A 26,534-nucleotide genomic window follows, 5' to 3' on the forward strand; every position below is an offset into this window, starting at 1 on the left:
AAGAATTTACGTTATTTACAAAAGGTTCATCCCACGAAGCTTTCCAAACCCTTTATAGTAGAAGAAGAGGTCAACGATCGCAGCTCGACCTTGCATTCATACCCCACTCTTGAAGGAGGATTTTTACGTATGTACAAATCAAAACCGCTTTACGCAGCAGCTGTGGCTGTCGCCCTGACGACATCGGCAATCGTGCCGGTTGCTCAAACGACAGTTTCGGCTGCAACACATGTCAAAGTCAAAACGGTCAAACTCAAGTCACTCGTCTTCACGAAAGGTGCTCCGGTCAAACTCCCTGCTACATATAAAGGTGAGAAGATCACATGGAAATCTTACGATCGCCATGTGTTCAACCGTTATCAAACGGTCAAAGGCACATACGGTAAGAAAAAAAATCCGATTGAAGTCAAAATCTACATTCAGAACTACGCAGTGAAGTTCGTCGAGAAGGTCGCGGATCAGACAATCTATGTCGATCAAAAACCAAAATTGCCGAAAACACTAGCTGTTCTTTATGCGACAGGTCGCATCTATGACAAGCCAGTCCGCTGGTCGAAGGTGGATACGAGCGAAGCGGGTGTGAAATATGCGGTCGCAAGTTATACGCGTCTTGGTAAGACGATTACATTAAAAGCAAAAATCACGGTGCTCGACGTCAACACGGATGACTTCTCAATTGGTTTGATGCATACGAACGACACGCATGCTAACCTCGATAAAGCACCGAAACGAGCAACTGTCATCAAAGAACTACGCTCTGCTTACCGTGCAGAAGGTAAACCATCGCTTCTCTTAGATGCAGGTGACGTCTTCTCTGGAACACTCTACTTCAACAAGTTCCTCGGTCAAGCAGATCTTGAACTGATGAACTACATGAAATACGACATGATGACATTCGGTAACCACGAGTTCGATCTTGGGGATACTGACAATAACATCGCCTTGAAAAACTTCGTCACGGCTGCGAAGTTCCCGTTCATCACGGCGAACGTCGATTTCAGCAAAAATAAGTCGTTCAATGGTCTACAAAAGAAAACAATCACTGCAGGACCGGAGCGCGGCAAGATTTATCAAGGCATCATCAAGGAATACAAAGGTCAAAAAATCGGTTTCTTCGGTCTGACGACAGAAGAGACGAAAGATATCGCAAGCCCAGGTACGGTTGCGTTTGCAAACTATATTGCTAGCGCTAAAGCTGCTGTCAAAAAGCTTGAAGATCGTGGCGTCAATAAAATCGTAGCTTTGACACACATCGGTTTTGATGACAACGAAGCAATCGATAACGACCAATTGCTTGCACGTAATGTCGACGGGATTGATGTCATCGTCGGCGGTCACTCGCACACGAAACTTGAAAAACCGGTCGTCGTTGATAAGACGGTCGTTCCAGGCAAAACAGAACCGACAATCATCGCTCAAGCCTACCAATACGGTGATTTCCTCGGAAATCTTGACTTGACGTTCGACTACAAAGGGAAATTGACTGAGTATAACGGTTCATTGATTGATGTTTCTACAGCAAAAGAAGATGTGCGTGCGGCTGAAATCCTTAAGCCATATGCGGATCAAATCGCTGAGTTGAAAAACGAAGAAGTCGGTGCGAATATCGTTAATGCCCTTCCAAACCCACGCGGCGAAATCAGTGTCCGCAACAGTGAAACGGCTCTCGGAAACTTGATCACGGATGGTATGCTCAAAAAAGCGAAAGAATACAATAAGGATACAGTCATCGCGATGCAAAACGGTGGAGGGATCCGTGCTGCCATTGATGCTGGACCATTTACTGTCGGTGAAGTCTTAACGACGCTTCCATTCGGTAACACGCTCGCGACAGCGAAGATGACCGGTGAAGAAATCAAGAATCTTCTTGAAATCAGTGTTGGGGTTGCGCCAAAAGAAAACGGTGGTTTCCTCCATGTCTCTGGTATGAAATTCGAATACGATAGCACAAAAGCGGCCGGTGAACGCGTCACGAAGATGGAAGTGAACAATAACGGCACATTCGAAGTCATCGATCCAGCGAAGACATATGTCATCGCAACGAATGCCTTCACAGCTAAAGGTGGCGATGGTCTCACACCATTCGAGACGGCTTACAAAGCTGGTCGCGTCACGGACCTCGGTCTCTCTGACTGGGAAAACCTACGTGATTTCACGAAATCACTCGGTCAAGTCGACTACAAGATTGAAGGTCGCATCGTCGATACATCAAAACTTCCAAACTAATTCAATACAACAAACAACCGCAGGTCTTCTCGATCCATTCGAGAGAGCCTGCGGTTGTTGTTTTATAACGTTTGCGCTGAATGTTGTTTCAACAGATCAATGATTTCATCGAGTTCATACTCCTGTGCCATCATCAGCGGTGTGAAGCCATCCGCATTTTTGATCGACGGGTCGGCACCGCGCTCGAGCAATAGCTTGACTGTCTGTTTCCCCTCACCCTCGACAGCATGATGAAGCGGCGTGAACTTGTCGGCATCTTGTTGATTGACCTTTTCGCCTCGTTTCAAATACAGATCGACGAGTTCATCGTTATTGCTGAAGACAGCTGTAATGAATGGTCGCTCGCCAAAGTCATTGACGGCATCGACATCACTCCCTGCTTCTAGCAGTTCCTTAAAGATCGATTCAAGCCCCTTACTCGACTTCCGGTAACCGAGATAATGCAGTGCTGTATCCCCATCTGCATCGACTGCCTTCATATCACTTTCCGGAATCAAGCGATGGATATCTTCAAGCTTTCCTTTTTGAATCGCTGCCATCAATTCCGTCTCATTTAAATCCTGATCGTTCGTTTTTGCCGTCGCCGTGTCGTTACTAGCTGCTGTTTGCGTTCCCGCTTCGTTCAGCAAGATCCCTGCCCCTGCACTGACGAAGAACATGACCGTCAGAACACTAAGCGTGATGATGATTCCTTGACTATACCGTAGGAAAGGACGGGGTTGATGGAGCGGTTCACCCGTCAAGCGAAGCCGTTCCAGCATGGAGAGATTGGTCTGTAGCTTCTCATACAATAAGACAGAAAACGTCCGTTGCTGACGCTTCTCCGCTGTATAGGAAACGATATCCGTCGTCGCAAGAAGTGTTGGCCCGAGAATATCCTCAAAGATCGCTTGCCGAGCACACTCGTTGGATACAAGCGGTAGAACCATCTGATAACGAGTCCGTTCGCATGCCCGCGTGTAAGCCGGACGTAAAAATGGAACCCAGCTCCCGATCCAAAGCAACACCTGCTTTTCTTGATGATTTCGTTTAATGCGTGCAAGTTCAAGCAGTAACTGGAATCGCTGTACCTCTGGCAATTCCAAATATGACGTCGGAAGAACGATCAAATACTTTTGAAATAATCCGATCACATGCGGTCGTTTCACATCGTTCTGAAAGTAGATCTCTGGCATCCGCCATAGCTGCAATTGTTCTGTATGTATGCTGATTTGCTCGAATAATTTTGGGAACTGCTCCGCACTCAAACGAACCCCTTCACTTCGAATCCGCGATACTCGTCGCCATTGACGTAACCAAAGTAATAACAACAAAATCACTAGCGCGAACATAGCATAAATACCACTCTCACCTGTTTCAAATACTAAGCCGATGATGCCACCCACTGTCAAAATGGCGACACCTAATAACAAACTAAAATAAGCGGTCTCTTTCCGTGTCACTGCTTTCCTGATCCGTTGTGCGGGATCGATTCGTTCATTCGTCTCCTGCTCCATACGTCATCTCCTTCATCTATCGTTTGATTCATCGTCTTTTTCATCCCTTCTTATCTTAACGGTTATTCCATCAAAGTTCCAAGGGAATCCTTTCCTGACATACCAAAAGAATATTCAGACAAATTATATTTTCAACCACATCTTGATGACGTAACTTTTTTCCTGAATATTCATTATATATGTAATAAAATTTCTAAAATTCTATTTTAGAGCACTTTTTGTTTATTTTTCAGCATTTATACGCAATTCGAACAATAAAGCAACCTGTCATTCGAACCACTAACTTTTTATGAACAGGTGGTACAATAGTCACTCTTTTATATTGCAGAAAAATTTGGAATCCCATATAATAACTAACAGGAAGAAGAATATGGGAGTGAAGAACTTGGGGTTATTTAATCTAATGAAAAAGGACTACACCGTCCAGTATCACGTATTACGCGGAGACGAGATCATCGACACGGATCGATTGAACGTTCGAGCAGGCGATCACACGACAGCACGAAAAAAAGCCGACAACATGTTAAGAAGAGAATACGGACGCACTCAGTACAAAATCGAGTGGGTACAACGGTTCTAATCGCTAAAATACCCCATCGCCTCAATCCTAGGATTGGGACGATGGGGTATTTTCATGCGTGCTGTTGTTCTTGTTCGCGAACGATCCGATCGGCTTTCAAATAAAGACGGACGACAGTGTATAAGACGATTCCGACGAGTGCACCACTACCATCGATCAGTACGTCTCCAACGAGTGGTGTACGTCCGCCCGTCAACAATTGATGAAACTCATCCAACACACCGATCGTCATCGCCGTCGTGAAAGCAAAGAAGGCAGCTGGGAGTGTTGCATATCCTCGACCACGTAAAAAATGAACGAGACTGATCCCAAGAACGAAGAACAGACTGGCATGCATGCCTTTCCGAATGAAGAATTCAAGGAAGGCAGCAGGTCCGAGTGACGCGACGCTGATCGGGACTTCGTAATGGAACGACACGAACGAAAACGCATAGACCCAGTCGAGCGGCATATGTTGCGTCAAAAATGGAATCAGGGATTGTTGCTGATAGGTCATCGAACTGAAAACGAATAAGGAAAGTAAGATGGCTCCTCCTACATAAGCAGCAATGGGTATACGGCGCATCATGCACGCTCCTTTCTCTTTGTACATCCTACCATGGATGTATCGTGAACATACGCCAAAAGACGGACATACACTGCTCTCATTTACTGTGCTTTCCCTCTTTTACAACTCCTACAACAAAAACACCCCATCCATATGGATGAGGTGAAAAGCTTACAACGATGACGTCTTCGGCTCGCGTAAGAGGTGTTTAATATCTTGGAACGTCACGAACGTTCTGTTCTTCGCATCGTATAGTTTATACCGAAGCGATTTCAAACTCGAGAAGAGACCGATTTTCGTCGCCTTCTGAAGCGGTGGCGTCGAGACATGTGCTTTTTCGAGATGATAATTCGGGACACGTGGACTGAGATGGTGGACGTGGTGGAAGCCGATGTTTCCGGTCACCCATTGTAAGACCTTCGGTAGCTCGTAATACGAACTGCCTTCGATTGCTGCCTTGACGTAATCCCATTCGCTCTCATCCTCAAAGTATGAGTCTTCGAACGTATGCTGGACGTAGAATAACCAGATTCCGAGGACACCTGCTGTGAACATCGTCGTGCCTTGGATGATCAGGAAGGCTTGCCAGCCGATGAAGTAGATCAGGATACCGTACAAGACGACGAGCGACGCATTGATGACATGTGTGTTGATGCGTTCTTTTTTCCGAGCATCCTTCCGGTTGAAGCGGCTCGAGACAAGAATCAACAAGAGTGGTCCAAGACCAAACATGACGAGTGGATTCCGGTACAGACGATACTTGAGACGTGTGAAACGTGATGCTTCGATATACTCTTCAATCGTCATGACCCAGATGTCACCGACACCGCGCTTATCGAGATTCCCACTTGATGCGTGGTGGATCGAGTGCTCCCGTTTCCATTTCTCATACGGGAATAACGTCAAAATCCCCGTGATCGTCCCGACGATGGCGTTCGCCTTCTTATTTTTGAAGAATGAACCATGGGTACAATCATGGAAGATGATGAACATCCGGACGACGAATCCTGCAGCGAGGATCGCCAACGGGATCGCGAGAAACACAGATAGTTTCAGGGCCTCATATGCCAGAAACCATAGGACGAGAAATGGCAGGATCGTGTTGATCATCTGCCGGACGCTGGCTTTGATGTCCGCCTTCTCAAATGGCGATACATGTTTGCGCAGCTGGGCAATCTTTTCTTTACTCATAGTGGTGCTTCCTCCTCGGGTTGTTTCAGCGTTCACGACGCTAAGTAAAATAGTGAAACTAAAGTATGAAGCCAGTGAGCGGTGGTCGTGACGGTGCCTCTACAACACGATTCAAAAGCGGCACTCTAATTGTTTAGCGCTAAAATATTTTTGTTACCAGGTAATTATATCACATATCATAAATCGTCCACGGTTTATTTTTAAAATTAAAAAAGCAGAGACAAGCGTCTCTGCTTACTCGATCGATTTGAGTGGGTTGACGGCTGGTCCTTCTAGCACCTCTCCTGTCGGACCGAATCGTGAACCATGACACGGACAATCCCACGACCGTTCCGCCTCATTCCATTTCGTATCACACCCCATGTGGGTACAGGTCGTCGAGACGAGATGAAGCTTTCCTTCCGGATCCCGGTAACCACCGACCGTTTTCCCGTGATGCGTGACGAGTCCACCTTCGTCCGGTTGTAACTCGTCGGCACTGCGACGCGCTTTCGTCAGCTTTCCTTTGACCAGTTCGATCGCGACGTCCGCATTGTTCTTGACGAACTGCGTCGCATCCTTCGTTTTTAGCTTTGAACGGTTCGGGTCAAACAGATGCCGAAAACGGTTGGGTGTTCCCGTCAATAAGTCGCTGAGCAACAGTCCGGCCGCGATACCATTCGTCATCCCCCACTTCGCAAAACCGGTCGCGACGAACACGTTCGGATCATTTGGCGTCATCTGTCCGATGTAGGGGATCTTGTCGAGCGTGATCAAGTCTTGTGCTGACCAGAACTGTCCGAACGATTCGACGTGAAATTCACGCTTTGCAAAATCCGCAAGGTGTTGATACCGCTGCATCGTCTCTGTCTCGTGACCAGATAGATGATTCTCACCGCCGAAGAGACCAAGTAGACGACCGTCTTCTGTCCGCGTGTGACGCAGAGAACGACTCGGTTGATCGGCACTCATGAACATCCCGTCCGGAAACGTCTCATCGACCTGACCCGATACGATATACGAGCGATGGACTTCAAGTTTTGAGAAGTACAAGCCTTTGAAGTCATGAAACGGAAAATGGGTCGCGATGACGACCTTCTTCGCCTCAATCCGATGTCCATTTTCAAGGACAACAGTAGGCATCCGGTTCGATTCGAGCGATACAGCACGTGTCTGTTCATATAAGGCACCCCCTTGGTGGACGATTTGTCGGGCGAGTCCTTGAAGATATTTGACGGGATGGAACTGCGCTTGCTCGCGCAAGACGACAGCTTTTTTTACATCGTACGGCAACTTATCCCGAACTTCTTGCGTTGCTTCTCCACCGTTCAATCCCAATCGTTCATAGGCTTTTACTTCTCGTTCCATCGCTTGCTCTTTTGATGTCGCAGCGTAGAGATACGCGTCCTGCGTTTCAAGTTCACACGCAATGTCGAGTCGTTCCACCTGATGACGTAAAAACGTGATGGCTTCTTCATTTGCTTCATAATACAGTCGCGCCGATTCTTCACCGACCGTTTTGATTAACATGTCGTAAATTAAACCGTGCTGCGAGGAAACTTTCGCCGTCGTATAACCCGTCGTGCCAGCAGCGACGTCACCTGCTTCGATCACGGCTACATCATATCCCCGTTCCGTCAATTGCATAGCCGTGACGAGCCCAGCAATACCAGCCCCGATGATGACGACATCATGCTTCGCATCTTGATCCAAAGGGGGATAAGAAGTGGCAGGTGTACTTTGCTTCCAATAAGATGACGGAAATCCGGATAAGTAAGACATCATAAAACTCCTTTCGGAAAACACGATAGGTCGACATGTTAAAAGTTCCCTGAACGATGCGAAAACATGCGTGAATCGTATAGTTTTAAAAAGAAGCTCTAATTAAGAGGGGTTAATTTACTTTAATAAAAAATAAAAGGGGATAATTAGGTTGATAATCCTAAGAGAGGAGTCCATTTTATGAAACTGAGCCGCCATATCATCGAAACCTTTCGTCGTTTTACCCTTGCAGCAAGTCAAGTATGGATGAGTATGACTTAGCAAGCGAACTAGCAAAAGAAATTCCAGAAATGACAGCTATCTGTGTCACGATTCGACCGACACATAATTACCTTCAAGCCGTTGTACCGTTGACCCGTTATGGTTTAGAACGCGACTTACCAGTCGAGTTGACGCTCCAAATGCGATCCTACGATAAACGTACCATCACGTTCGAAGTCTTTGATGTCTGTCTTCAAGATACCGAATCCTTTAATGAAACCTACCTCATTCGTCCATCCTATCTGCATTACGCAAACCAACTCCTGACCGTTGATCTTTCCTTCTACTTCTCTTTCCGGCACGCCCGTTACCGCTTAATTCGTCACGTTAAACTTAAAGAAGGGCTTTTACTTGCCTATTTATCTCATTAAAAGAGCACCCTCTCTAATTTTTAGATGAGGGTGCTTATGTATGTTACAAACATCATTGACCCAAATGACGTTTGATTGAGCAAATGCGCGGTTCACTCACACTATTAACAAATGAAAAAGCCAGCTCCCGAAGTAATCAGGAACTGGCTCATACTTATTTAATAGTAAATTTCATCGTGACAGAATTACCGTATGCTTCTGGTTCGAAATGCCATTTCTCGACACCCGTCTTGATTGCTTTAAAGCCATACCCATCAAGTTTCAGTTTACTTTCTCCTGATGAGAGCGCCCGGTAGACATATGGATTCGTATCCTTCGTCGACTTACGAACGATTCCGAAACGTTGTCCTTTTTTGAGCGTCATCGACTTACTACTCGTAAGATGTGTAGTTCCGCCATATTCATCAAGCGTCATGTATTTCGAGACTTTTCCAACAGCATCTCGATCATCCGCCCCCGTACCGATGCGATGTTTTAATGTCTTTCCTTTATAGGAATAGACATCATGAACGATCGTCATCGAACCAAGATAAAGTTTTTTATCTTTAATCAACGCGCGACCGAACGGATACGCTTCTTTTGCTTCAAACACCTTCTTGATTGCCTTACCATCCGTTGATCCAATTAAAATTGGTGTTAGAAAGCTACCACTTCCCTCGACTGGTCCGATGACGAGTTGTTCTTTTTTCGCATCGACCAATTTTCCTTTAGCCCACACATCATAATAAGCTGTATCTCGATCCGTATACGTGTAGATCGTTGTCCATTTTTTCTTCTTCGCATCATACTTCTGCGCTTTACCGATGACATCATTCATATATGTCTTTGAGTTGAATCGTTCATACAGCGTAAACGTCTCGGGATACTTGCCGCCGAGTAGATAGACGGACCGGACATCGATTGGTTTATAACCACCAGATAGTTTACTTTTCTTTAACGCCGCAATTTGGCGATCAACGATTGATTTCTCTGTCTTACTGAGTGCTGCCGCCGAATCATTCGCTACTGGGAGTGTGCTGATGATGAGACCAAGTGCCGTTGCTGCCACTATTTTTTTCATTTGAATTCCTCCTTATGATCAGTACGTCGTCGTATCGTTGTGACTAAAGGTTTTTAGTGCTTGGGAGTCAGTGATATACCAGCGTTCGTCATCTAAGTTGTACTTCAGGTAATACTTGAAAGGTACGTCTTTTCCAGGATTGCGTTCATCGAGTGAATCATCATCCTCTTTATAGTAGCTACCTTCGTAATAGCAAATCGCTTCGACGGTCGCAGTCAAATTAGTCGCGACTTCGCTGACGGTGATGGATGCTGGGGAATACTCGATTTCATCCAAATACCCATCCCAGTAAACGCCATTCTTATCCATGTTTGCATAATAACTTTGTTGTTTATTCAAATACGCAGACGACGTGAACAATGTGAAGGCTGATGTGTCTTTATCCATGTACGCCTGTTCCCACTCCTTCGCATGCTGATACACGGTATCGAGGATGTCCCCTTTGACCGATTCTCGGACTTCCATGCCTCTACCTGTCGCTGAATCCGAGAGCGACTTCCGCTGATCGACGAGCCAGTCTTGATCCGATTTCACAAGATTTAGTTCCCAGACGATTGTGCTGCCATCCGGACGTTCGTGTAGATACGGCTGATAAGACCGTGAGGAATAGTCGACCTTTACTTTGACCGTCGCCTTATCTCCTTTAATCGTAATATCGTTTTGAGGAATATCGTTGACCGTCAGCTCACCATCAAAGATGTAACCTCCGGTGACGAGATCGTTCAAACTGCTTTGGAAGTTTTGATTGTAAGTGTTCGTACTGACAGACAATCCTTTGACACTCCGCTCTGTCAGAGCGTCTTCGAGTTCTCGGAAAAAGAGCGTTGAAATATCCTGGATATTCTTATAATCCTGATCGGACACTTCCTTCGAATCTGACTTTTTCGCTGCTTCCGTCGGTTTCGATTCCGATTTGTCCTGACTCGTCTTCTCTTCTTCACCAATGACGAATGAAGCATCCTGCTTCTTTTGTTCGACCGCTTGAGGCGTCTCTTCCTGGTTCAAAAAGAAATACGTCCCACCGCCCGCGGCGAGTAAGAGGAGCAGTGCGCTAATCCCGATCGTTCGCTTATTGCGTTTGTTCTTTTGTTTCTTTTCGTACTTGATGACGACGTATGCTCGTTCGATTTCTGTCCGTTCCTCGGATTCCTCCGGATGTGCTTTTAGCTTCTCAGCATACGCTCGCTCGAGCTCTTTCATCGATGAAGTACGCGATATCCCCAATCGTTCATAAGGATCCATGATTCCCTCTCCTTTTGTTCAAAAATTTGTTATTTTTATCTTTATTTTACATTATAATGACGAAGTTAAGAAAGGAGTGCTTTTTAATGTCACATTGTTCGAATTGCCGAACCCCGATGAATGATCAGATGATCTATTGTCCGGTCTGCGGTCAAAAAAATCGTCCATCGCGATCCCGTTCCGCCAAAACATCATGGCTCATCGGCTTGGTGATCGTGATGCTTTGCATCGGTGGAGGTACGTTCGGTTATCTCAAATATCAAGCGGCACAACCGTTATTCAAGACGAGTGAACTGACACATGCAGCGGCTGACATCGATCAAGTCTTGCCGGAAGGTGCTTCAGCGACACAACTTAATCAACTAGCTGATGAGGACCTTGAGGATTACCTCATTTTTGATGCTGCTTCACCCGATTCCTTGTACGAGTTCCTGAACAGCTATGCCCAACGCCTCCCCTTGCTCAACAATGGAGAAGATGGTGGTTGGGATTATTATGACTCCACGACTGAGGATTATAGTTCCTATGCTGATCTATTCTACGGTGAAGACGATTTAACAGAAGATGAGCGAGACCGTTTCGGTGATCGATTAAAGGTGTCTGAAGAAGATCCATATAGTTACCTCACATTAAAGGACATGACCTTCGATCGGATGGAAGCCATCAGCGAAAATGAATTCAGAGTCGAAACGACCGAAACTTATGCTCGTGTTCATTTCAGTAATGATGAAGAAAAGAAACGACTTTATCGCGCCATCGTCGAATATGAGGTGACGTTCGATGACGACCGATACAGCATCACCTCTGTGAAACGAACCTTCAAGAAGGAGACGACATCATGATGCCACGCATACTTCCTTTTCTTTTAACAGCTCTCATACTAGGTGGTTGTAGTAACGACTCAGCGAATCTCTACTTGAAGCAAAGTGCTCAAAGCACGCTCGCTGGAGACCTGTTCGAAGAACAACAATGGCGCGAAAAAGCTCGGACAGAAGGTGCGACAGATAAGCGTCTGATCGCGCTAGCGCAACAACAAGAGGCGTTTCACGATTTGAAAGCCGCCTTGTTCATGAATCAGACGACGGACGCTCTTCGTCACGCGGAACGAGTCATGAATCAGACGTTCGGTGACAAAGCACTCGCGGATGAAGCAGCTCGTTATCACCGCACTCTTGGTAAGGTCGAACAAGCATTTCGTGACGTGGCAGGTACCTACACGTACTCGACGAGTGATCAGGGCGAAAACGAACAAGATTATAGCGATGCGACGATTGATGTCGTGACGCATCCGAATCGTGAGGCGACACTGACAATCCATGATGCTCGAGATTATGAAGGACAACCACTTGATGACTTTACGTATAGCGGACGTTTTAATTCCGATAATAGCCTGATGCTATATTTCTATGAGTCTTCTTTAGAAATCGAGTTTGATGACGACGGTGGTTTGACCTTCCGCGATTCCGGGATTGAAAAAGACTCGACGATCGATTTTGAACAGACGACCAAACAATCCTTATGATAAAACGCTTGTCTTCGAAAACGGAGACAAGCGTTTTTTTGGAATCATCCTTTTGTATCTTTGAAGCGATTCAATCCATATCCCACTAATCCACCGAGGAATGGGAAGAGGAACAGCATGAACGCATTCCACCATGTCAAAGAAGAAACGACGACACCGGCTAGGACATCGTTATCCCATTGCAGTTCAAACCGCGTTTGTGTGAAGTACGCTAGAATGAGTCCGCCGACCATAAAGACCTCGGCATAAATCGCGACATTCGGTAACGTTCGAATCCAACGGAATCCGATTCCGACATGGATGACGAACATCAGAATAAGCGCAATCAAGCCGTACGGAGCAACACTTGAACTGAGCAATTGCTCTTCTTCAAACGAGGTAGTGGCATTCGCGATTTGCGCGAAGCGTGTCAAGAGTCCCACATCCACCGTCTCATCAAAGCGTGTCACTTTCGGGTCAAGTGTTGGATCTTCTCCGTTTTCAATCTGGTTCCCGATGATTCCTTGAATCCGACTCAGATTCGAAGCTTCTCCCGCTTCTTCCACTGGTCGTTGTAGATCATTCAAACGGTCTTCGCCATATAAGGCAGCACCTAAACGGAAGTCTTCCGTCAAAACGGTCATCTTGAAATCGACTTGTCCCGCTTGCGACATCGCGTAAATCGGAGATGCACCACTCAAGAGAACGAGACTGGCTGATTCCCCAAATTCGACTTCGTCCAGTTCATCGAGCTCGTTTAGATAATACACTTGTCCAAATGACGTCAGTAGGACACCGAACAAATAAACGCTCATCAATGTTGTCGCAGCGACCCGTCCGACTTGCCAAGAACCGTGCAGATTAGTTTGACCGATGAATTGGAATAAGAGAACACCAGCGAGCGCCAGAAGGAAAATCCGAAGCATCCCCGTGATCAGATGTAGATCGAAAATGCCGAAATCCGTCGCAAACAATCCGACGAACAATGTGATCACAGATAACGTCAGGGCAAAGACGACCGCACGTTCAATCCGTTCATTCCACGATGTCGCCTTGATTCCGACGACACCACCTCGTTCCAATAACCAGGCACTACCGATTAATAGGATCAATCCTGGTAAAGACAGCAAGAAGTGTCCTGAGAAAATATGAAAATCAAGTTGATCGATTGCTTTTTGAATATCAGAGAACTGTTCCGCATCGTTGCCTACCACTTCGGTCAGAAAGCGTGATTTCAAGTCTTCACTTGATGTGAGATTTAGACCAGCAAGAGCGACGAAGGCAAGGAAGAAGAACATACCGAACGTACTAAAATCATCCCCCATGTTTCGTTGAACAGTCTTAATTCCTTCTAATGCCGGGTTATCACTGAGTAGACCAAGCATGACGAACAATAAAACGATGATTGCAGCAAAAAAAATGACGGCAACAATACTACCGATCGCAAGACTCGGATTCCCAAGCGAGAAATCGAATCGTGATATAAATGCGCGTCCACGCTCTTTCCATGGAAGGTTCACGTTCCAATCCTGCGATTTCCACTTCTTACGAATGTCGTCCATACCCGGAAGACGGTCCACAAGTGAGCCTTCCGACGTCGCAGCGACGAGGCGCGAATGTCCACAATTCGGACAGTAGGACGCACGACCATCCATTTGTGTACCACATCCGACGCAAAAATGAGCATTTTGTTCAAAACGAATCGGACGGGCTTGCTTATCAAGCGATGTTCCGTCTATCTCGCAATACTGGGCGTGTGGAGCATGTGCTTGACCACAGGTCGAACAATACTTCATACGCGTTGCCCCATTTCTGATCCACAGCATGTACAAAAATACTGATCATTACGTTGTGGCGTATGGCATGTCGTACAGGCGACTTTTGCTTGTTCGTTCTCGCGTGGAACGGACGTGCCACATTTCCCACAAAACTTCGCGCCTGGCTCAAGTGGCGTCCGGCATGACTTACATTGCTTTTGTGCAGCTTCGACTTCCATCTCGTCAATCCGTGACAAGGCACCGAATACGAGTACTTCTTGTGCAAGAATGTCCTCGATTTCTTGACGATGCCCTTCGCTCCGCAGCTTCATGTAATGACGCTCTCCGATTTCGTACAGCAAGCGTCCTTTTTCACGTCGTGCTTGCTCCGCCTGCTCCTGTAATTCTTTTGCTGTCATCCCTTGAAAACGTGATCTGACTGATTGCCAATCCATCATCTGTGTAGCCTCCCTTGTTCTTATTTAATACTCGTTGCCTGTTGAATCCTGAAACTTTCCTCGTAGCTATCCTCACTACTTTCATACGTGAACAAGTAGCGGAAGAGCGACTTCGATGTTGTTTTTCCTGGCGATTCACTATCAGGCGTATACATTTCACCCCGAATATAGGTTGTCGCCATGACTTCGATACCTACCGAATCCCCATATTCGACGAACTTAGCTGAGGGACGATCAATCGACGCATTCATGAACTCTCCGTCCCACTCCAAGTCCTTTCGGCTCCAATCGTCATAGTTCTTTTGTTGTTTCGCAAGATAGGAAGCATCATCGACGAGTGAGAAATAACTTGTATCTTGATAAGTTGCCGCATCAACCCAGTCAGAAGCATGCTGCTCGACGGCTTCTTGCAGTTGGTTCAAAACGTTTTCTGATGGTTCGAACGTGAACATCGCTTTTTTCGTATCTGGTTTGACGACAACCTCACCCGATGTTTCCTCACCCCAGGGGAATGAATTTTCAATCGAGAGTTTAATGCCGTTCTTCGGGATTGGTCCATAGTTCTTCAAATCTGATACTCGTTCTGATGTCGATTTTCCATCAACGATCAAAAAGGCATCCGGATACGTCTGGTCGAGTTCGACCGCATTTCCTTTTAAAGTGATTTCGTATTTCCGATCTGCAGCGTCAAGCGTCAACGGATTGATTGTCACATCGCTCGACTCTTTTCCGTATTCGCCATCATACGCGATCTTGGCATCCGTCAATCCTGGATAGACGCCGTCCATCATGATGCCCTCCGCCGACGCTTTACTACTTTCCGTTCCGACCGGATTGACGAGCGTCACCTTCGTTCCTTTAAAATTACTGATGACTTCCGTTTTGACACTATCGAGGCGCAGGCGATAATCCTTGAAGATCCCGAGCTGGCGACCACTCGCTACGATTTGACCAGGAACATCACTTTCGTTTTCTGCTTGAATCGACACACCGGCCATCAATAAATAATCCATGAATGATTTCTTTTGTTCCGGTGTCTCTTTTAAGGCATCTAAAAAGCGTTGCGCCATCTTCTGATCAACCGGTTTTCCGTTGAACTCCGTATGCTCAGCGAGTAATGTAGCGTCACCAGAGCGAATCGCATCACGGACCTTATTCGTCGTCGCTTCGACCGTGAACCATTGTGTCGCGAGTCCATAATAGGCACCACCTGCTACGACCAACAATCCAACTGTTAAAAGAACGGCTTTTACAGACTTACTCATTTTCTTAGGACGAATTGATCTGACGTCGCGTTCTTTCTCTACAGGTTCTGCATGTTCTACATGCTGTTCTAAGGCATCACCGCAACTCGGACAGAATTTCAATCCACGCTTTGCAGCATCCGAACAATTCACACATGCCATCTCTTCTACTCTCCTTTTGTTTTTTAATTTCATTTAAGTGAAAAATATCCATTAAAAAGATAACATAATATTCTACAATTTACTATTTATGTAAAAATAATTGTGTTTTCTGAATGTTTGTTGACCATAATTAGTATTCACTAGAATATTTCTCGTTTTATTCTGAAGCCAAAAATGGATTCAGTGATGTGAATCTCACTCGAAACTTCAAAGAGTATAGCTTCTTAGTGAATAAATGCATCTAAATGACTATTAAATATCCTTTTTACAGGTATTAGATTAGCGGTCTTACTTACAAATGACTCATTCAACAAAACGGATAAAGAGAAAAATCAATAAAAAAATTCTTACTTCTATGTTATTATTATAGAAATTATGGAATTAAACGGAGGACAAAATATGAATATTTTAGTAACTGGAGGCGCTGGTTATATCGGCAGCCATACATGTCTCGAACTTTTACGAGAGGGTCATGAAGTCATTGTCGCTGACAATCTAAGTAACAGTCATCGGAATGCCCTTGAACGTGTCGAACAGCTTGCGGAACGATCTGTCACATTTTATGAGATAGACGTTCGCGATGAATCATCATTAGAAAACATCTTCCAAAAGCATTCGATTGATGCCGTCATTCATTTTGCTGGTTTAAAAGCAGTTGGTGAGTCCGTATCACAGCCGTTATTCTACTATCAAAATAATCTGATCAGTTCACTTGTCTTACTAGAAGTGATGAGTCGTCACGACGTTAAGAAGCTCGTCTTCAGTTCGTCCGCAACAGTCTATGGTGTGCCTGAGACGACACCGATTACAGAATCTGCTCCGCGATCTGCAACAAATCCTTATGGTGCGACAAAACTCATGATTGAGCAGATTCTTGAAGATATCGCTCAGGCTGATCCAACGTGGGACATTACGTTACTCCGCTATTTCAATCCAATTGGTGCGGATGTGAGTGGTCTCATTGGTGAAGATCCAAATGGTATTCCGAACAACCTAATGCCTTACGTGACGCAAGTCGCTGCAGGTAAATTAGATATCCTTCAAATATTTGGAGATGATTACGATACGGAAGATGGCACGGGTGTCCGAGATTATATTCATGTCGTCGATTTGGCAAAAGGGCATATCAAGGCGCTATATCATGATCATTCTGGTATTGAGGCATTCAATTTAGGAACGGGTCAAGGCACAAGTGTCCTTGAACTTGTTGCGACGTTCGAAGACGCGACTTCCCTGCAAATCGATCGAAAGATTACGACCAGACGACCGGGAGATGTTAGTTCATGTTATGCGGATGCTTCAAAAGCAGAACGCTTACTCGGATGGAAAGCGGAGAAAAACTTATTTGAGATGTGTAAGGACGCTTGGCGCTGGCAGTCAAATAATCCAGACGGTTATCAAAAATAATGTATACGACAAAAGATTTTGCTCTACAAACATAAAAGGAGATCAATTTCCGAATCCATGTCGGAAATTGATCTCCTTTTTAAATAAATAAAACAAATGTTAGAAAACTTTTTTAGGCTAACTTCACATCCAAGAGCGGTTCAATCGTTCACTCCAGCGGGTGAAGCGCATCGATCGTGACGGTAACGTCATTCGACAAAACGTATGATAATCAATATCCGAGACATACTGGATGAGTCGTATCAATGCAAACGCGAACGTCAAGGTCGATCCGATCGCAAAGCTAAGACCGTATCCAGAAGCGCCGAACGGTGCAATCAATAAGGCTAAGATTCCGTTAGCAAAGAAAAAGATGAACGAACTCCACGCCGCTCCTTTTTGGTCTTCAAAATATAGTAACAGTAAAGTCAGGACGAGAACCATCGCATTCGAAAAAGCACCAATTGTCGTCATCTGGAAGATACTGATTGTCGCTTCAGGTAATGCGAGGTAACCGAGTAACGTCGAGGCGAACAACAAGATGAACAACGTGAACAATCCTTGGTTCCGAAACAGTCGCTGTAATTCCTGGCGTAAGACGAGTAACATCGCATCTTGCGCTTTTTCGACCTGATCTAGCGTTCCGCCTTCATTCGCGTATCCATAAAAAATACGATACCGCTCATAGAAACGTGTCTCGACGGAAACGACGAAGATCGTCATCGTCGGGATAACCGTCAAATACGACAAAAAGATTGCCGTATCGTACAACGGATGATAGCGGAATGTTCCGAGATGCACGGCACCTCCGTCCGCGAACCAGATGATCCAGTTCCCGACCCAAACACCAATATTGTAGAGAAAACTCGTCCAAAAGAGTGCCGGGTGACGATCAAAGTAACTCAAATAGGTAAATTGGTTTTTCGTTCCGCGATGCGGAAACGTCAGCAACATCGAGGTAAATAGACCGAACAACGTGATAATCATGCCGAATGTGAAGCCTGCCGTCAACGCAATGCTTGGTGTGAGGAGACCAGTCAGATAGTTCATCAGATACCGATCAATCAGTAAAACCGAGCCGACGGCTACGGTGCCACCAATCAAAAAGCTATATGCGACGGACTGATAGAACTTCGCGACACTTAAGAATAAGAAATGCACCCAAATCAAATTGATCGTCATGAATAGAATGAAGATCAGTCCATTCAATAAGAATGGGAGCTTCGAAAAACTGAGAAAGATTAGAAAGACAATACTACCTAACGCCATCGTCATCTTCGTCATGCCTAGAAAGGCAGGAAACAAGTCTTCATATCGTTTCTCGTAGAAACAATCCGCCAAATACCGGGTGACGACGAGCTGCTGAATGCCAAGCAGTACTTGTGAAAAAATGAAACTGTACGAGACAACCAGATTGAACGTCGTCCGTTCTTCAAAAGAAGCAATTGACAGGAACGTCGTCAACCACTGGGTCACGGCGATCGTTAAGATAACGATCAACCAGGGACCGGACGTGACAAGTCCGGCAAAGGCATATGCTTTTAGTCGTGATGAAAAATAATCTTCTTGAAATAACTTTTGAAGTTTAAACCCGATGCCCGCCATATGTCACCCCCCTCTCTTGATACAATGTCTGATACTCCGAGATGAAACGTCGTGTCTGATAATACGCAAGTGCACGTTCTTTCCCATTTTGTCCAAAACGAATCGCTTCTTCTGGATGTGACTGGAACCAGGCACAACGCTCCGCAATTCGTCGCGGATTGACTGGAGGTACGACGAATCCCGCCGGTCCGTATGGATCATCCTCACGTCCGTTGATCAGTTCGGAGCATGCACCGACATCAGTGACGACCCACGGAATGCCTGCAGCCATCCCTTCTAGGACAGCAAGCGGTTGACCTTCTGAAATACTCGTCAATAAACAAACATCAAATGATGGCAGATAGCTCCGAATATCAACCTTTCCGACGAGTTTCACACTCGTGGATAATTCAAACAGATCGATTTGTTCCTGACATTCACGGGCGTATTCCGGATCTTCTTCAAGCGGACCCATGATCGTCATTTCGAATGGAACATGCATTTCCTGTAAGACCTTCGCAGCATGAATCATTGTCTTGATATCTTTAATCGGAACAATCCGGACGATGGCACCAATCCGGAGAACATCTTGCTTTGGAAGATGACCTAACGCAGCAAGTCCCGTCGCATCAATTCCGTTCGGGATGACACGAATTTTTTCAGCAGGTGCACCGAGTTCACGCTGCAATTCACCATTTCGGTCAAAGAGCGTGATGATATTGTCTGCCCCTTCGTAGGCTTCGCGTGATAAGTGATGGAAGAACTGAACCCAATGCATGCGGTATTCTTGCGGAATCCACATCGCTTGAACGAGTTCTTCCTCTCGTTCACGGGAGTAGATCCCGTGTTCCGTTAGGACGAAAGGAACTTGTTGGCGCTGTTTAATCGCTGCTGCGACGAGTCCCGCATATCCCGTCGACGCGGAGTGGATCAGGTCGACGGTCGGCAATTCTGCTTGAAGTAGTTCCAGAACAGGCGCATACATGCTACGCCACATCCAGAGATAATCGATGAAAGAGTCAGCCTGTTGTTCTTCCCGGTAGCTCGTCTTGACGAGATCAAAAAAGAGCCGGCTCGTAAAAAATTGTGTCGATGTTCCGATGGCTTGACCGAAGAGTGGGAAAATCGATGTGTTCGTCGCTTGAAATCGCATCCAACGTTTGATATCCTCTTCCTGCTCCGGTGTCAATGTCTGTTTCAACGGACGCATCTCATGGGTTTGATCGAGTGGAAGATTAGTCACACCGACGACGTTCACCGGAAGGGTGTACCGAAATTCTGCTTCGGTCATCCGTGTAGGTGTAATCGTGATCAGCTCGAACTCATGCTCTGGCATTTGTTGAATCAGCATATGTGCCCAACTGGCGACTCCACCACTAACATAAGGATAACTCCCTTCTAACACTAAGCCAATCTTCATTGAGACACCCCCAATACTGGTATACGTGCGAAATTCTTCTTGAGTTCTACTTCGTATAAATCGTCCGCATTTCCCAATTTTCGTACCTCACCATACGCAAAGGAGCCCGTCGCAATTTTCCCATCATTGACACGAACCATCATTTTAGAAGGAAGAAGCATCTGACTTCCTGAAATCTCAATCGCCGTTTTAGAATACCGGACATCGATCTTCGATTCTTGGTATAGCTTCATTTTTTTGTAGCCATCATACTGCGTCATGCTCTCGAGATACGGATAGTCCGTATGGATCGTTTGGAACATCTTTTCAATTGAACGTTCCATCTTCGGCCATCCTTGTCCTTTCGAACGTTGTTCGTCAAGGACGTCATCTGGGTGGATGAAATGCGAGACTAGTCCGAAGTTGGCTACAGCGTCAGCTAAGACGAACATGTCTTCAGGCGATTCATTATATCCGCTTGTGATCCGTGGGAAGTTGTATAAATTCTTATAGGTCGCGTCTGGCTCGAATTCTTGAATGTAGCTTCCTTTTGAAGCATCCCCGTTATAGAGTGATGCGATGATTAGACCATCCGGGAAAGCTTCATTCAAAACGGATAAACCGGTCGGTCCGATGATGTTCGAAGGTGGGACATAACTACGTATTTGTTCTTTCGGGAAGAAATACTGATGTGCCACTTTGACTTCTTCAATCCCTTTCATCATTTGAGAACGATCGTCCCATGTGGTATAGCCGAGACTTGGATCCATTGTTTCCCCGTTAATGACGAGCGGTTGGTGGTTATATCCATGCAGTCCTAGTTCTCCGCCCATTTTTAATAATCTACGTCCAAAGTTCAGCATTGGAAAACGAATATTTTCAATCAACTGCTCTTCCGTGTCATCGATTGCATTTCTGTAACTTCCGATGATGAATCCGGAATAGATTATATCTTGTTCTTTTGCGATTCGTTGCATGTCTCTCAACCAAACATCCGCAAAGAAATCTTTAACCGTCAAATCATAGTTCTTTTGAATTGCTGGATTGGAGGCATCTGGTACAGGCGCTGGGAAATCATCGAAGTGCGCTAACTTAACAGCGACTTGTTGGCTAACGAACGTCGGAAACAGTAAAGAAAGTGACTGGACGAGTAAGCCGCGTGAGTTTTTTTCAAGCAACGAAGAAGTATTCCAAAACAAGACCTCTCCTTTTCCATACTCATGTGTCCATAGAATCGGGTTTCCTTCTGCTTCGATTTTGACATCAGCATTCTGCAATGTCACATCCGCAATACTGTGAACGAACAGTGTAGACGACTTCGATAAATCGATGTACCCGGGAAATAAATCTTTTTTAAACGTCATACCTTTGACATTTTCCTTGAAGTCACCAAAACGTTTCACACCAACCAAGTCCCCCCACTTCGGATCGATGAATCGACCCGCAACATAGAGTTTCCCTCCTTTTCGGACGAACTTTCGAATGGTTTTGTACGGCCATTCCTTCGTGTGTTCACCCGATAAAACAAGGACTGTTCGCTCGCTTGGATCAAGTGTCTTGATGTCAGATGTACGAATACGCTGATAATCGATTTTCGCGTATTTCAGCGCATACGAAAAGTTTTGAATGACGCCTTTTGACAGATCACTATCATTTTGGAGCAAGTAGACGCGCAGTGCCTCTCCTTTAGCTTCGGTTGTTTTCGTATTTGTCGTCTCGAATGAACGAACCTTCGTTTTTTCAGAAGGAATCAGTCGATGTGGATAATCGAGACGAAACAATTGCACGATGCCCATTGCTACGAATAGAACGGCAAACAACCCAATGAGATAGCCGTAAGTTTTCTTATTCATCGGTCTCCTCCTTCAAAACGTTTCAAAATAAAGCGATGTTCTTCTGGTATGTCTTCCTCTACCACCGCTGTTCTTAACTGATGAAGCACCGGTCCAATCGAAGACCAGTTATTTCGTTGAAAGTAATAGCGAACCAAAGCGAGGTACCCGTCTGGTAAAGTCGGGTGAATCTGAATCATCTCTTCATACGACGCAATCGCCTTCTCATCATTATCTTGACGTATCGCCATTTCTGCTTCCGCTTCGATCCGTGTGAGATCCGTCGGATAGAGGACGCGCATTTGCTCAAGTACTCGGTGAAGTCGTTCATCGAGTCGGCCAATGCCACCTTCATCTAATAGACCGCTCTCAAGAAAAGTTTTACATTCTTGAATGAACAGATGATACGTCGTCACGTCGACGGGATTGAGTTGTTGTTCCCGTAAACGAAGATTGGCTTCATATCGATCAAACAAGGAATTTCGGACTGTCGCTGCATAATGGACGGTTTCTGAATCATCATGATCGAGTCCGTATTGCAGATACTTTCCACTATTTTTCAGAGACGATGTCGTTAAGTGGATCATTGACTGTTTCCGGCGCTTCGCATCCATATTCAACGCCTCCTTGATTGGAACCATTTCCATGTTATCGGCTGCCTGTTGCTGCAGTCCTTCAAGATTCATGACATCAAATTGCACATATTCATCGTAATCCAGTAACGTATCTGATGACGCAAATCGTCTCGAAATCAAGTAAGCGATACCCCCAAGCACTTCACCAAAAAGTGGCAGGAGAGCACTGAACAGGCAGATGAACGTCAAGATTCCCCGCTCATGCTCTGGCAACCGCAAGACGAGTAAACGATAGGTAAACACGACAAGCAGAAGATGGAGTACATATAGAACGGATAGAAGTGTCATCATTGGACACGTCCTCCCTTTTGTACATACACAGCTTTTATTCGTTCGAGGAATCGGTTCGCATGTTCTTGAGGTGTTCCCGGTAGTAAAAATTGTAGTTGTTCCGTACTTTCGTCAAAACCGATCAAGTCAATTTCACGCATCGATTGCCGTAAGATCAGTTCTAGTTCGATCAGCGAGAACGGCGTATCACGAATATCAAGCTGAACGAGACTGTATGGTTGACCGTAATGCTCGCGTCTGTATTCTTGATATTTCACTTTTTCCTCAAAATGCTCTCGTTTAACGATGCGCGTGCCTTCAATCAATTCATGACGCGTCTCGATCCATTCCATCAACATCGCTTTTTCAATTCGTGATCCTGTCCAATCGACGATCAGTTGCATGACGTGCATCTCATAGTTTGTCAATCGCTCGAAGGCGATCGATTGAATGACGACGACTTCTTGGATACGACCATCATAACGAATCGGTGCAATCAGTAACGGCACATCCGTCTCATCGATTGTCCGGATGGCGATTGCTTGCTTTTGGAACATCCGTTGATAGATTCCTTGTTCTGGATCAATGAACATCGTTTGTGGTAACTGTTCTTTATCACCGAAACGAATGTGTAATCGTAATGTACGTCGTGACGTATCGACGTGATAGATCGCAATCTCCTTCGCATCAAAAGAGGCTTGTAAGATCTGTACGAGTTTATCACGTACGATGTCCGCGACAGATTGATCGAGTTCTGTTCCGATCCGGTAGATGTTCGTCAACGTATGATTGGATTCAAGTACCTTATTTCGCATTGCTTCTTGAGCGACACGTAACTTTTCGAGCGTTTCACGCAGCTGTTCGTTCTCGACCACAACTTCTTCTTGACGCAGACGCAAAGATAGATAGCGCTCCTGAAACGACGTACTGAATATGCCGCAAGAGATCGCGACTAGAAAATGCAGGATAATCCATGACATCTCACCCCGATCATAGACAAAGAGTAAGACGTCTTCTCCCCCCCATGCGAGCGAACTCAGATGGTAGATCATCGTAAACAGAAAGCTCGCGAAGGCTCCTAGTAGTCCGTAACGAAGCGAAAAAAGTAAAATATAAAAAATAAGTGGATCAATCGTCCATTTTAAGATCGAAAGATTAAACATATAGTCCAAAATGCCGATAATAAGGATACTAACGATCATTTCAATCCATTTAATGCCTTGTCGGTTCTGAGTATATATCATTTCTATTCACTCCTTTTATTTTTTATCGGTATGATAACGGAAGAAATGTATCGTTAAATCACTACAATTTCATATCGAGAAGGGCAAACTTACTGAAAAGTAAGGGCGCAAAGACATGGGTCGTCGATCTTCGGATACCGATCGCCAGTCTGCAATGCCGCGGCCGCTCTCTGATAATCAATCAGGAGGCTATCAACATGGGTATTATCTCACTCAAGCGCATGACGTCTATTTTGTGCATTCTTTTACTGGGAGTGTTCTTCATGTCGTCATTAGACGCGAAAGCAGAAAAGTCAAATCCACTAGACAATGCGAAGTCGTATAAAGTTTACTACGACGCACCGTCAGCAGCGAAAATCAAGAAGATGCAACAGTATGATGTCATGATCATCGAACCCGTCTTTTATTCAGCTGCACAAATCAAACAGATTCAACAAAATGGAACAAAAGTATACGGCTACATCAATACGATGGAAGCAGATAATTGGAATACAGATTTGATGGGGCAACTCGTGGAATCTGACTTTTTCCACCGGAACGGTCAACGTATTCATTACGCTGAATGGGATTCGTACTTAACGGATATCACATCGAAACACTATCAAGCTGTTTTAATGAAAGAAGTTGAAAAACAAATCGTCCAAAAAGGACTAGATGGTGTTTTCCTCGATACAGTCGGTAACATCGATAACGAGCATGCCGACCAACCTGTCGTTCTCGAACAACAACGAATAGGAATGAAGAACTTCCTAAAGTCACTGAAAAAAAAACACGCCTCTTTATCACTGATCCAAAACTGGGGATTTGGAACGTTGAAGTACCGTACGTATCCTTACGTCGACGGTATCATGTGGGAGAACTTCAATTATTCAACAGTCGCCAATGATCAGTGGTCAAAGGATCGGATGACAGACCTCCAAAAATTAAATCAATCTCAAGACATCAAAACACTGACGATTTCTTCCGTACAAGGCACAAAAAGTGAAACACTTGCTCAAAAGAACGGATTCCTTCATATGAAGTCAAACATTGATTTAAATTACAATAAATTCTAAACATTTTCATATACCACTTTATAAGGTGACAGCAAATCCCACTACCTGTCAAGCACATGGCATATATCTTATTTCGAAAATGAAGGACCAATTTCCTCTACAGCACGAGGAAATTGGTCCTTTTTATTTCCACAAAAAACCATCATCTCAAATGCTAATATACAGTATTTTACACCAATCGTTTTTAATTATATATTTTAGAAAACTATTTGTATAGATTGGACGTCTTAAATATGATTCAAATTTGGATACTTCAAGGGTCGATGATGTTTGGGTTGACGTATCTCCTTTTAGCCACATATCAATTAATTCGTAGCAAAAATAGTGAAATTGTAGGTACTTTCATCATCATCCTATGGTTTGGTAGCTACCTGTTGATCATCGATGTCTTATTTTTATCATATGAATTAATCTGGCAGGTCATCCCTTTTGTTTTACTAGCCTATCATCGAGAAAAAAGAGCATTCATCAGTGTAGCACTCATCGCTCTTATCAATATGTCGGTGACAGCAGATACTGAATAAATGCTCCTCTCGGTAGCGGGTATTGCGTTTCTCTCGTTTCTCTTACAAAAGAAGACACATCTCGCTTTGCGCTTTGCCGTGCTTCACCTTCTCATCGGAAGCTTCATAATATTCTTTCAATCGGATCACACGCTATCCACGATTATTTTTAACGGAAGTCTCACGTTATTGATGTACAGTATATTTCTTTATCTATTGCCGCTACAGTATCGCTATCGAAAGCAACTTGAGACCTATCAACAGTTAGCGGAATATGATGCGCTGACGGGTCTCGCCAATCGACGAGTGTGGGAATTACGCGCCAAAATACTTGCTGGTCAATCTTCGACCTATCATTTGATCACGCTTGATTTAGATCAGTTCAAACAAGTGAACGATCAATATGGTCACTACAACGGCGATGCTGTGTTGGAGCAGTTCGCGAAAATACTGAAGCGCAATACACGTCCGGAAGATTCAGTCGTTCGGATGGGTGGCGAAGAATTCCTTGTTCTCCTAATCAACCTGACAGTCGAACAAGCAACCACCATCGCCGAACGAATCCGCCAGGAAGTCGAGCGAAATACCTTTCATTTACTCGACGGCTCCTCGATTCATGTCACGACATCAATCGGTCTTTCTTCTGGAAAGCGAGACATTCCTGTTCAGCAGTCGCTAGAACTATCCGATCAAGCTCTCTATCAAGCGAAACGATCGGGACGAAATATCGTTCAAAATGCTAATCAGCTGTCATGAAGACTTCGACTCA

At 45.0% G+C, this 26,534-nt stretch carries 23 protein-coding genes and 1 riboswitch; of the genes, 9 read left to right on the forward strand and 14 right to left on the reverse strand.

Going from position 1 to position 26,534, the window contains the following annotated elements:
• Positions 1–129 precede the first annotated feature (129 nt).
• Positions 130–2,226: a 5'-nucleotidase C-terminal domain-containing protein gene (locus B3M90_RS13810; RefSeq protein WP_290784559.1), complete on the forward strand. Its 2,097-nt coding sequence runs from the start codon at positions 130–132 to the stop codon at positions 2,224–2,226.
• Positions 2,227–2,288: 62 nt separating this feature from the next.
• Here the strand turns inward: B3M90_RS13810 and B3M90_RS13815 are convergent, their stop codons facing one another.
• Positions 2,289–3,722 (reverse strand): ankyrin repeat domain-containing protein, encoded by a 1,434-nt coding sequence (locus B3M90_RS13815; RefSeq protein ID WP_290784561.1) that lies wholly within the window; start codon positions 3,720–3,722, stop codon positions 2,289–2,291.
• A 403-nt stretch (positions 3,723–4,125) separates the two neighbouring features.
• Between B3M90_RS13815 and B3M90_RS13820 the strand changes: the two genes are divergently transcribed.
• Positions 4,126–4,302 (forward strand): hypothetical protein, encoded by a 177-nt coding sequence (locus tag B3M90_RS13820; RefSeq protein ID WP_290784563.1) that lies wholly within the window; start codon positions 4,126–4,128, stop codon positions 4,300–4,302.
• A gap of 52 nt (positions 4,303–4,354) precedes the next feature.
• Here the strand turns inward: B3M90_RS13820 and B3M90_RS13825 are convergent, their stop codons facing one another.
• From B3M90_RS13825 to B3M90_RS13835, 3 genes are all read right to left on the reverse strand, one after another.
• On the reverse strand, positions 4,355–4,867 hold the full coding sequence (locus B3M90_RS13825; RefSeq protein WP_290784565.1) for a VanZ family protein: 513 nt from the start codon (positions 4,865–4,867) through the stop codon (positions 4,355–4,357).
• A 153-nt stretch (positions 4,868–5,020) separates the two neighbouring features.
• Complete coding sequence (locus B3M90_RS13830; RefSeq protein ID WP_290784567.1) at positions 5,021–6,040, reverse strand: fatty acid desaturase; 1,020 nt, start codon at positions 6,038–6,040, stop codon at positions 5,021–5,023.
• Positions 6,041–6,274: 234 nt separating this feature from the next.
• Positions 6,275–7,801 (reverse strand): FAD-dependent oxidoreductase, encoded by a 1,527-nt coding sequence (locus B3M90_RS13835; protein WP_290784569.1) that lies wholly within the window; start codon positions 7,799–7,801, stop codon positions 6,275–6,277.
• A 242-nt stretch (positions 7,802–8,043) separates the two neighbouring features.
• Between B3M90_RS13835 and B3M90_RS13840 the strand changes: the two genes are divergently transcribed.
• Positions 8,044–8,433, forward strand: a complete 390-nt coding sequence (locus B3M90_RS13840) for a hypothetical protein (RefSeq protein WP_290784571.1) — start codon at positions 8,044–8,046, stop codon at positions 8,431–8,433.
• Positions 8,434–8,587: 154 nt separating this feature from the next.
• On the opposite strand, the gene B3M90_RS13845 is transcribed toward B3M90_RS13840, so the two are convergent.
• Together B3M90_RS13845 and B3M90_RS13850 are read right to left on the reverse strand one after the other, a co-directional pair.
• Complete coding sequence (locus B3M90_RS13845; protein ID WP_290784573.1) at positions 8,588–9,493, reverse strand: hypothetical protein; 906 nt, start codon at positions 9,491–9,493, stop codon at positions 8,588–8,590.
• A gap of 18 nt (positions 9,494–9,511) precedes the next feature.
• Complete coding sequence (locus B3M90_RS13850; RefSeq protein WP_290784575.1) at positions 9,512–10,735, reverse strand: hypothetical protein; 1,224 nt, start codon at positions 10,733–10,735, stop codon at positions 9,512–9,514.
• 86 nt (positions 10,736–10,821) lie between these two features.
• Between B3M90_RS13850 and B3M90_RS13855 the strand changes: the two genes are divergently transcribed.
• Entirely contained in the window at positions 10,822–11,577 is a 756-nt protein-coding gene (locus tag B3M90_RS13855) for a hypothetical protein (protein WP_290784577.1), read from the forward strand.
• Positions 11,574–12,257, forward strand: coding sequence for a hypothetical protein (locus tag B3M90_RS13860; RefSeq protein WP_290784579.1), 684 nt, complete (start codon positions 11,574–11,576; stop codon positions 12,255–12,257). Before B3M90_RS13855 ends, B3M90_RS13860 begins: the two co-directional genes overlap by 4 nt.
• A gap of 44 nt (positions 12,258–12,301) precedes the next feature.
• Here the strand turns inward: B3M90_RS13860 and B3M90_RS13865 are convergent, their stop codons facing one another.
• Genes B3M90_RS13865 through B3M90_RS13875 form a run of 3 tightly spaced genes read right to left on the reverse strand, consistent with a single transcriptional unit; the run spans position 12,302 to position 15,716 of the window.
• On the reverse strand, positions 12,302–14,032 hold the full coding sequence (locus B3M90_RS13865; protein ID WP_290784581.1) for a zinc ribbon domain-containing protein: 1,731 nt from the start codon (positions 14,030–14,032) through the stop codon (positions 12,302–12,304).
• Positions 14,029–14,451 (reverse strand): zinc ribbon domain-containing protein, encoded by a 423-nt coding sequence (locus B3M90_RS13870; RefSeq protein WP_290784583.1) that lies wholly within the window; start codon positions 14,449–14,451, stop codon positions 14,029–14,031. The genes B3M90_RS13865 and B3M90_RS13870 overlap by 4 nt, the downstream gene beginning before the upstream one ends.
• A 20-nt stretch (positions 14,452–14,471) precedes the next feature.
• Positions 14,472–15,716 (reverse strand): TcaA 3rd/4th domain-containing protein, encoded by a 1,245-nt coding sequence (locus B3M90_RS13875; protein WP_290784585.1) that lies wholly within the window; start codon positions 15,714–15,716, stop codon positions 14,472–14,474.
• 540 nt (positions 15,717–16,256) lie between these two features.
• Here B3M90_RS13875 and galE point away from each other — a divergent pair.
• On the forward strand, positions 16,257–17,264 hold the full coding sequence (galE, locus tag B3M90_RS13880) for a UDP-glucose 4-epimerase GalE (RefSeq protein WP_290784587.1): 1,008 nt from the start codon (positions 16,257–16,259) through the stop codon (positions 17,262–17,264).
• A gap of 123 nt (positions 17,265–17,387) precedes the next feature.
• Here galE and pelG read toward each other — a convergent pair whose 3' ends face one another.
• From pelG to B3M90_RS13905, 5 genes are read right to left on the reverse strand one after another with little or no spacing between them, the layout of a single operon-like run.
• Positions 17,388–18,848, reverse strand: a complete 1,461-nt coding sequence (gene pelG / locus B3M90_RS13885; protein WP_290784589.1) for an exopolysaccharide Pel transporter PelG — start codon at positions 18,846–18,848, stop codon at positions 17,388–17,390.
• Entirely contained in the window at positions 18,829–20,247 is a 1,419-nt protein-coding gene (pelF, locus tag B3M90_RS13890; RefSeq protein ID WP_290784591.1) for a GT4 family glycosyltransferase PelF, read from the reverse strand. Before pelF ends, pelG begins: the two co-directional genes overlap by 20 nt.
• On the reverse strand, positions 20,244–22,079 hold the full coding sequence (locus B3M90_RS13895) for a DUF2194 domain-containing protein (RefSeq protein WP_290784593.1): 1,836 nt from the start codon (positions 22,077–22,079) through the stop codon (positions 20,244–20,246). Before B3M90_RS13895 ends, pelF begins: the two co-directional genes overlap by 4 nt.
• Positions 22,076–22,984 carry a hypothetical protein gene (locus tag B3M90_RS13900; RefSeq protein WP_290784595.1) on the reverse strand — a complete coding sequence of 303 codons (909 nt, stop codon included), beginning with the start codon at positions 22,982–22,984 and terminating at the stop codon, positions 22,076–22,078. Before B3M90_RS13900 ends, B3M90_RS13895 begins: the two co-directional genes overlap by 4 nt.
• Complete coding sequence (locus B3M90_RS13905) at positions 22,981–24,207, reverse strand: GAF domain-containing protein (protein WP_290784597.1); 1,227 nt, start codon at positions 24,205–24,207, stop codon at positions 22,981–22,983. Before B3M90_RS13905 ends, B3M90_RS13900 begins: the two co-directional genes overlap by 4 nt.
• Before the next feature lie 72 nt (positions 24,208–24,279).
• A riboswitch (cyclic di-GMP riboswitch) is annotated at positions 24,280–24,364 on the forward strand.
• A gap of 106 nt (positions 24,365–24,470) precedes the next feature.
• Between B3M90_RS13905 and B3M90_RS13910 the strand changes: the two genes are divergently transcribed.
• The 3 genes from B3M90_RS13910 to B3M90_RS13920 all read left to right on the forward strand — a co-directional run bounded on the left by B3M90_RS13910 (position 24,471) and on the right by B3M90_RS13920 (position 26,521).
• On the forward strand, positions 24,471–25,262 hold the full coding sequence (locus B3M90_RS13910; protein WP_290784598.1) for an endo alpha-1,4 polygalactosaminidase: 792 nt from the start codon (positions 24,471–24,473) through the stop codon (positions 25,260–25,262).
• Positions 25,263–25,495: 233 nt separating this feature from the next.
• Positions 25,496–25,786 carry a hypothetical protein gene (locus B3M90_RS13915; protein ID WP_290784600.1) on the forward strand — a complete coding sequence of 97 codons (291 nt, stop codon included), beginning with the start codon at positions 25,496–25,498 and terminating at the stop codon, positions 25,784–25,786.
• A gap of 171 nt (positions 25,787–25,957) precedes the next feature.
• Positions 25,958–26,521, forward strand: a complete 564-nt coding sequence (locus tag B3M90_RS13920; protein ID WP_290784602.1) for a GGDEF domain-containing protein — start codon at positions 25,958–25,960, stop codon at positions 26,519–26,521.
• Positions 26,522–26,534: the final 13 nt, after the last annotated feature.

This window comes from Exiguobacterium sp. UBA6309, assembly GCF_002439205.1.
In the GTDB taxonomy this organism is placed as follows: Bacteria; Bacillota; Bacilli; order Exiguobacteriales; family Exiguobacteriaceae; genus Exiguobacterium_A.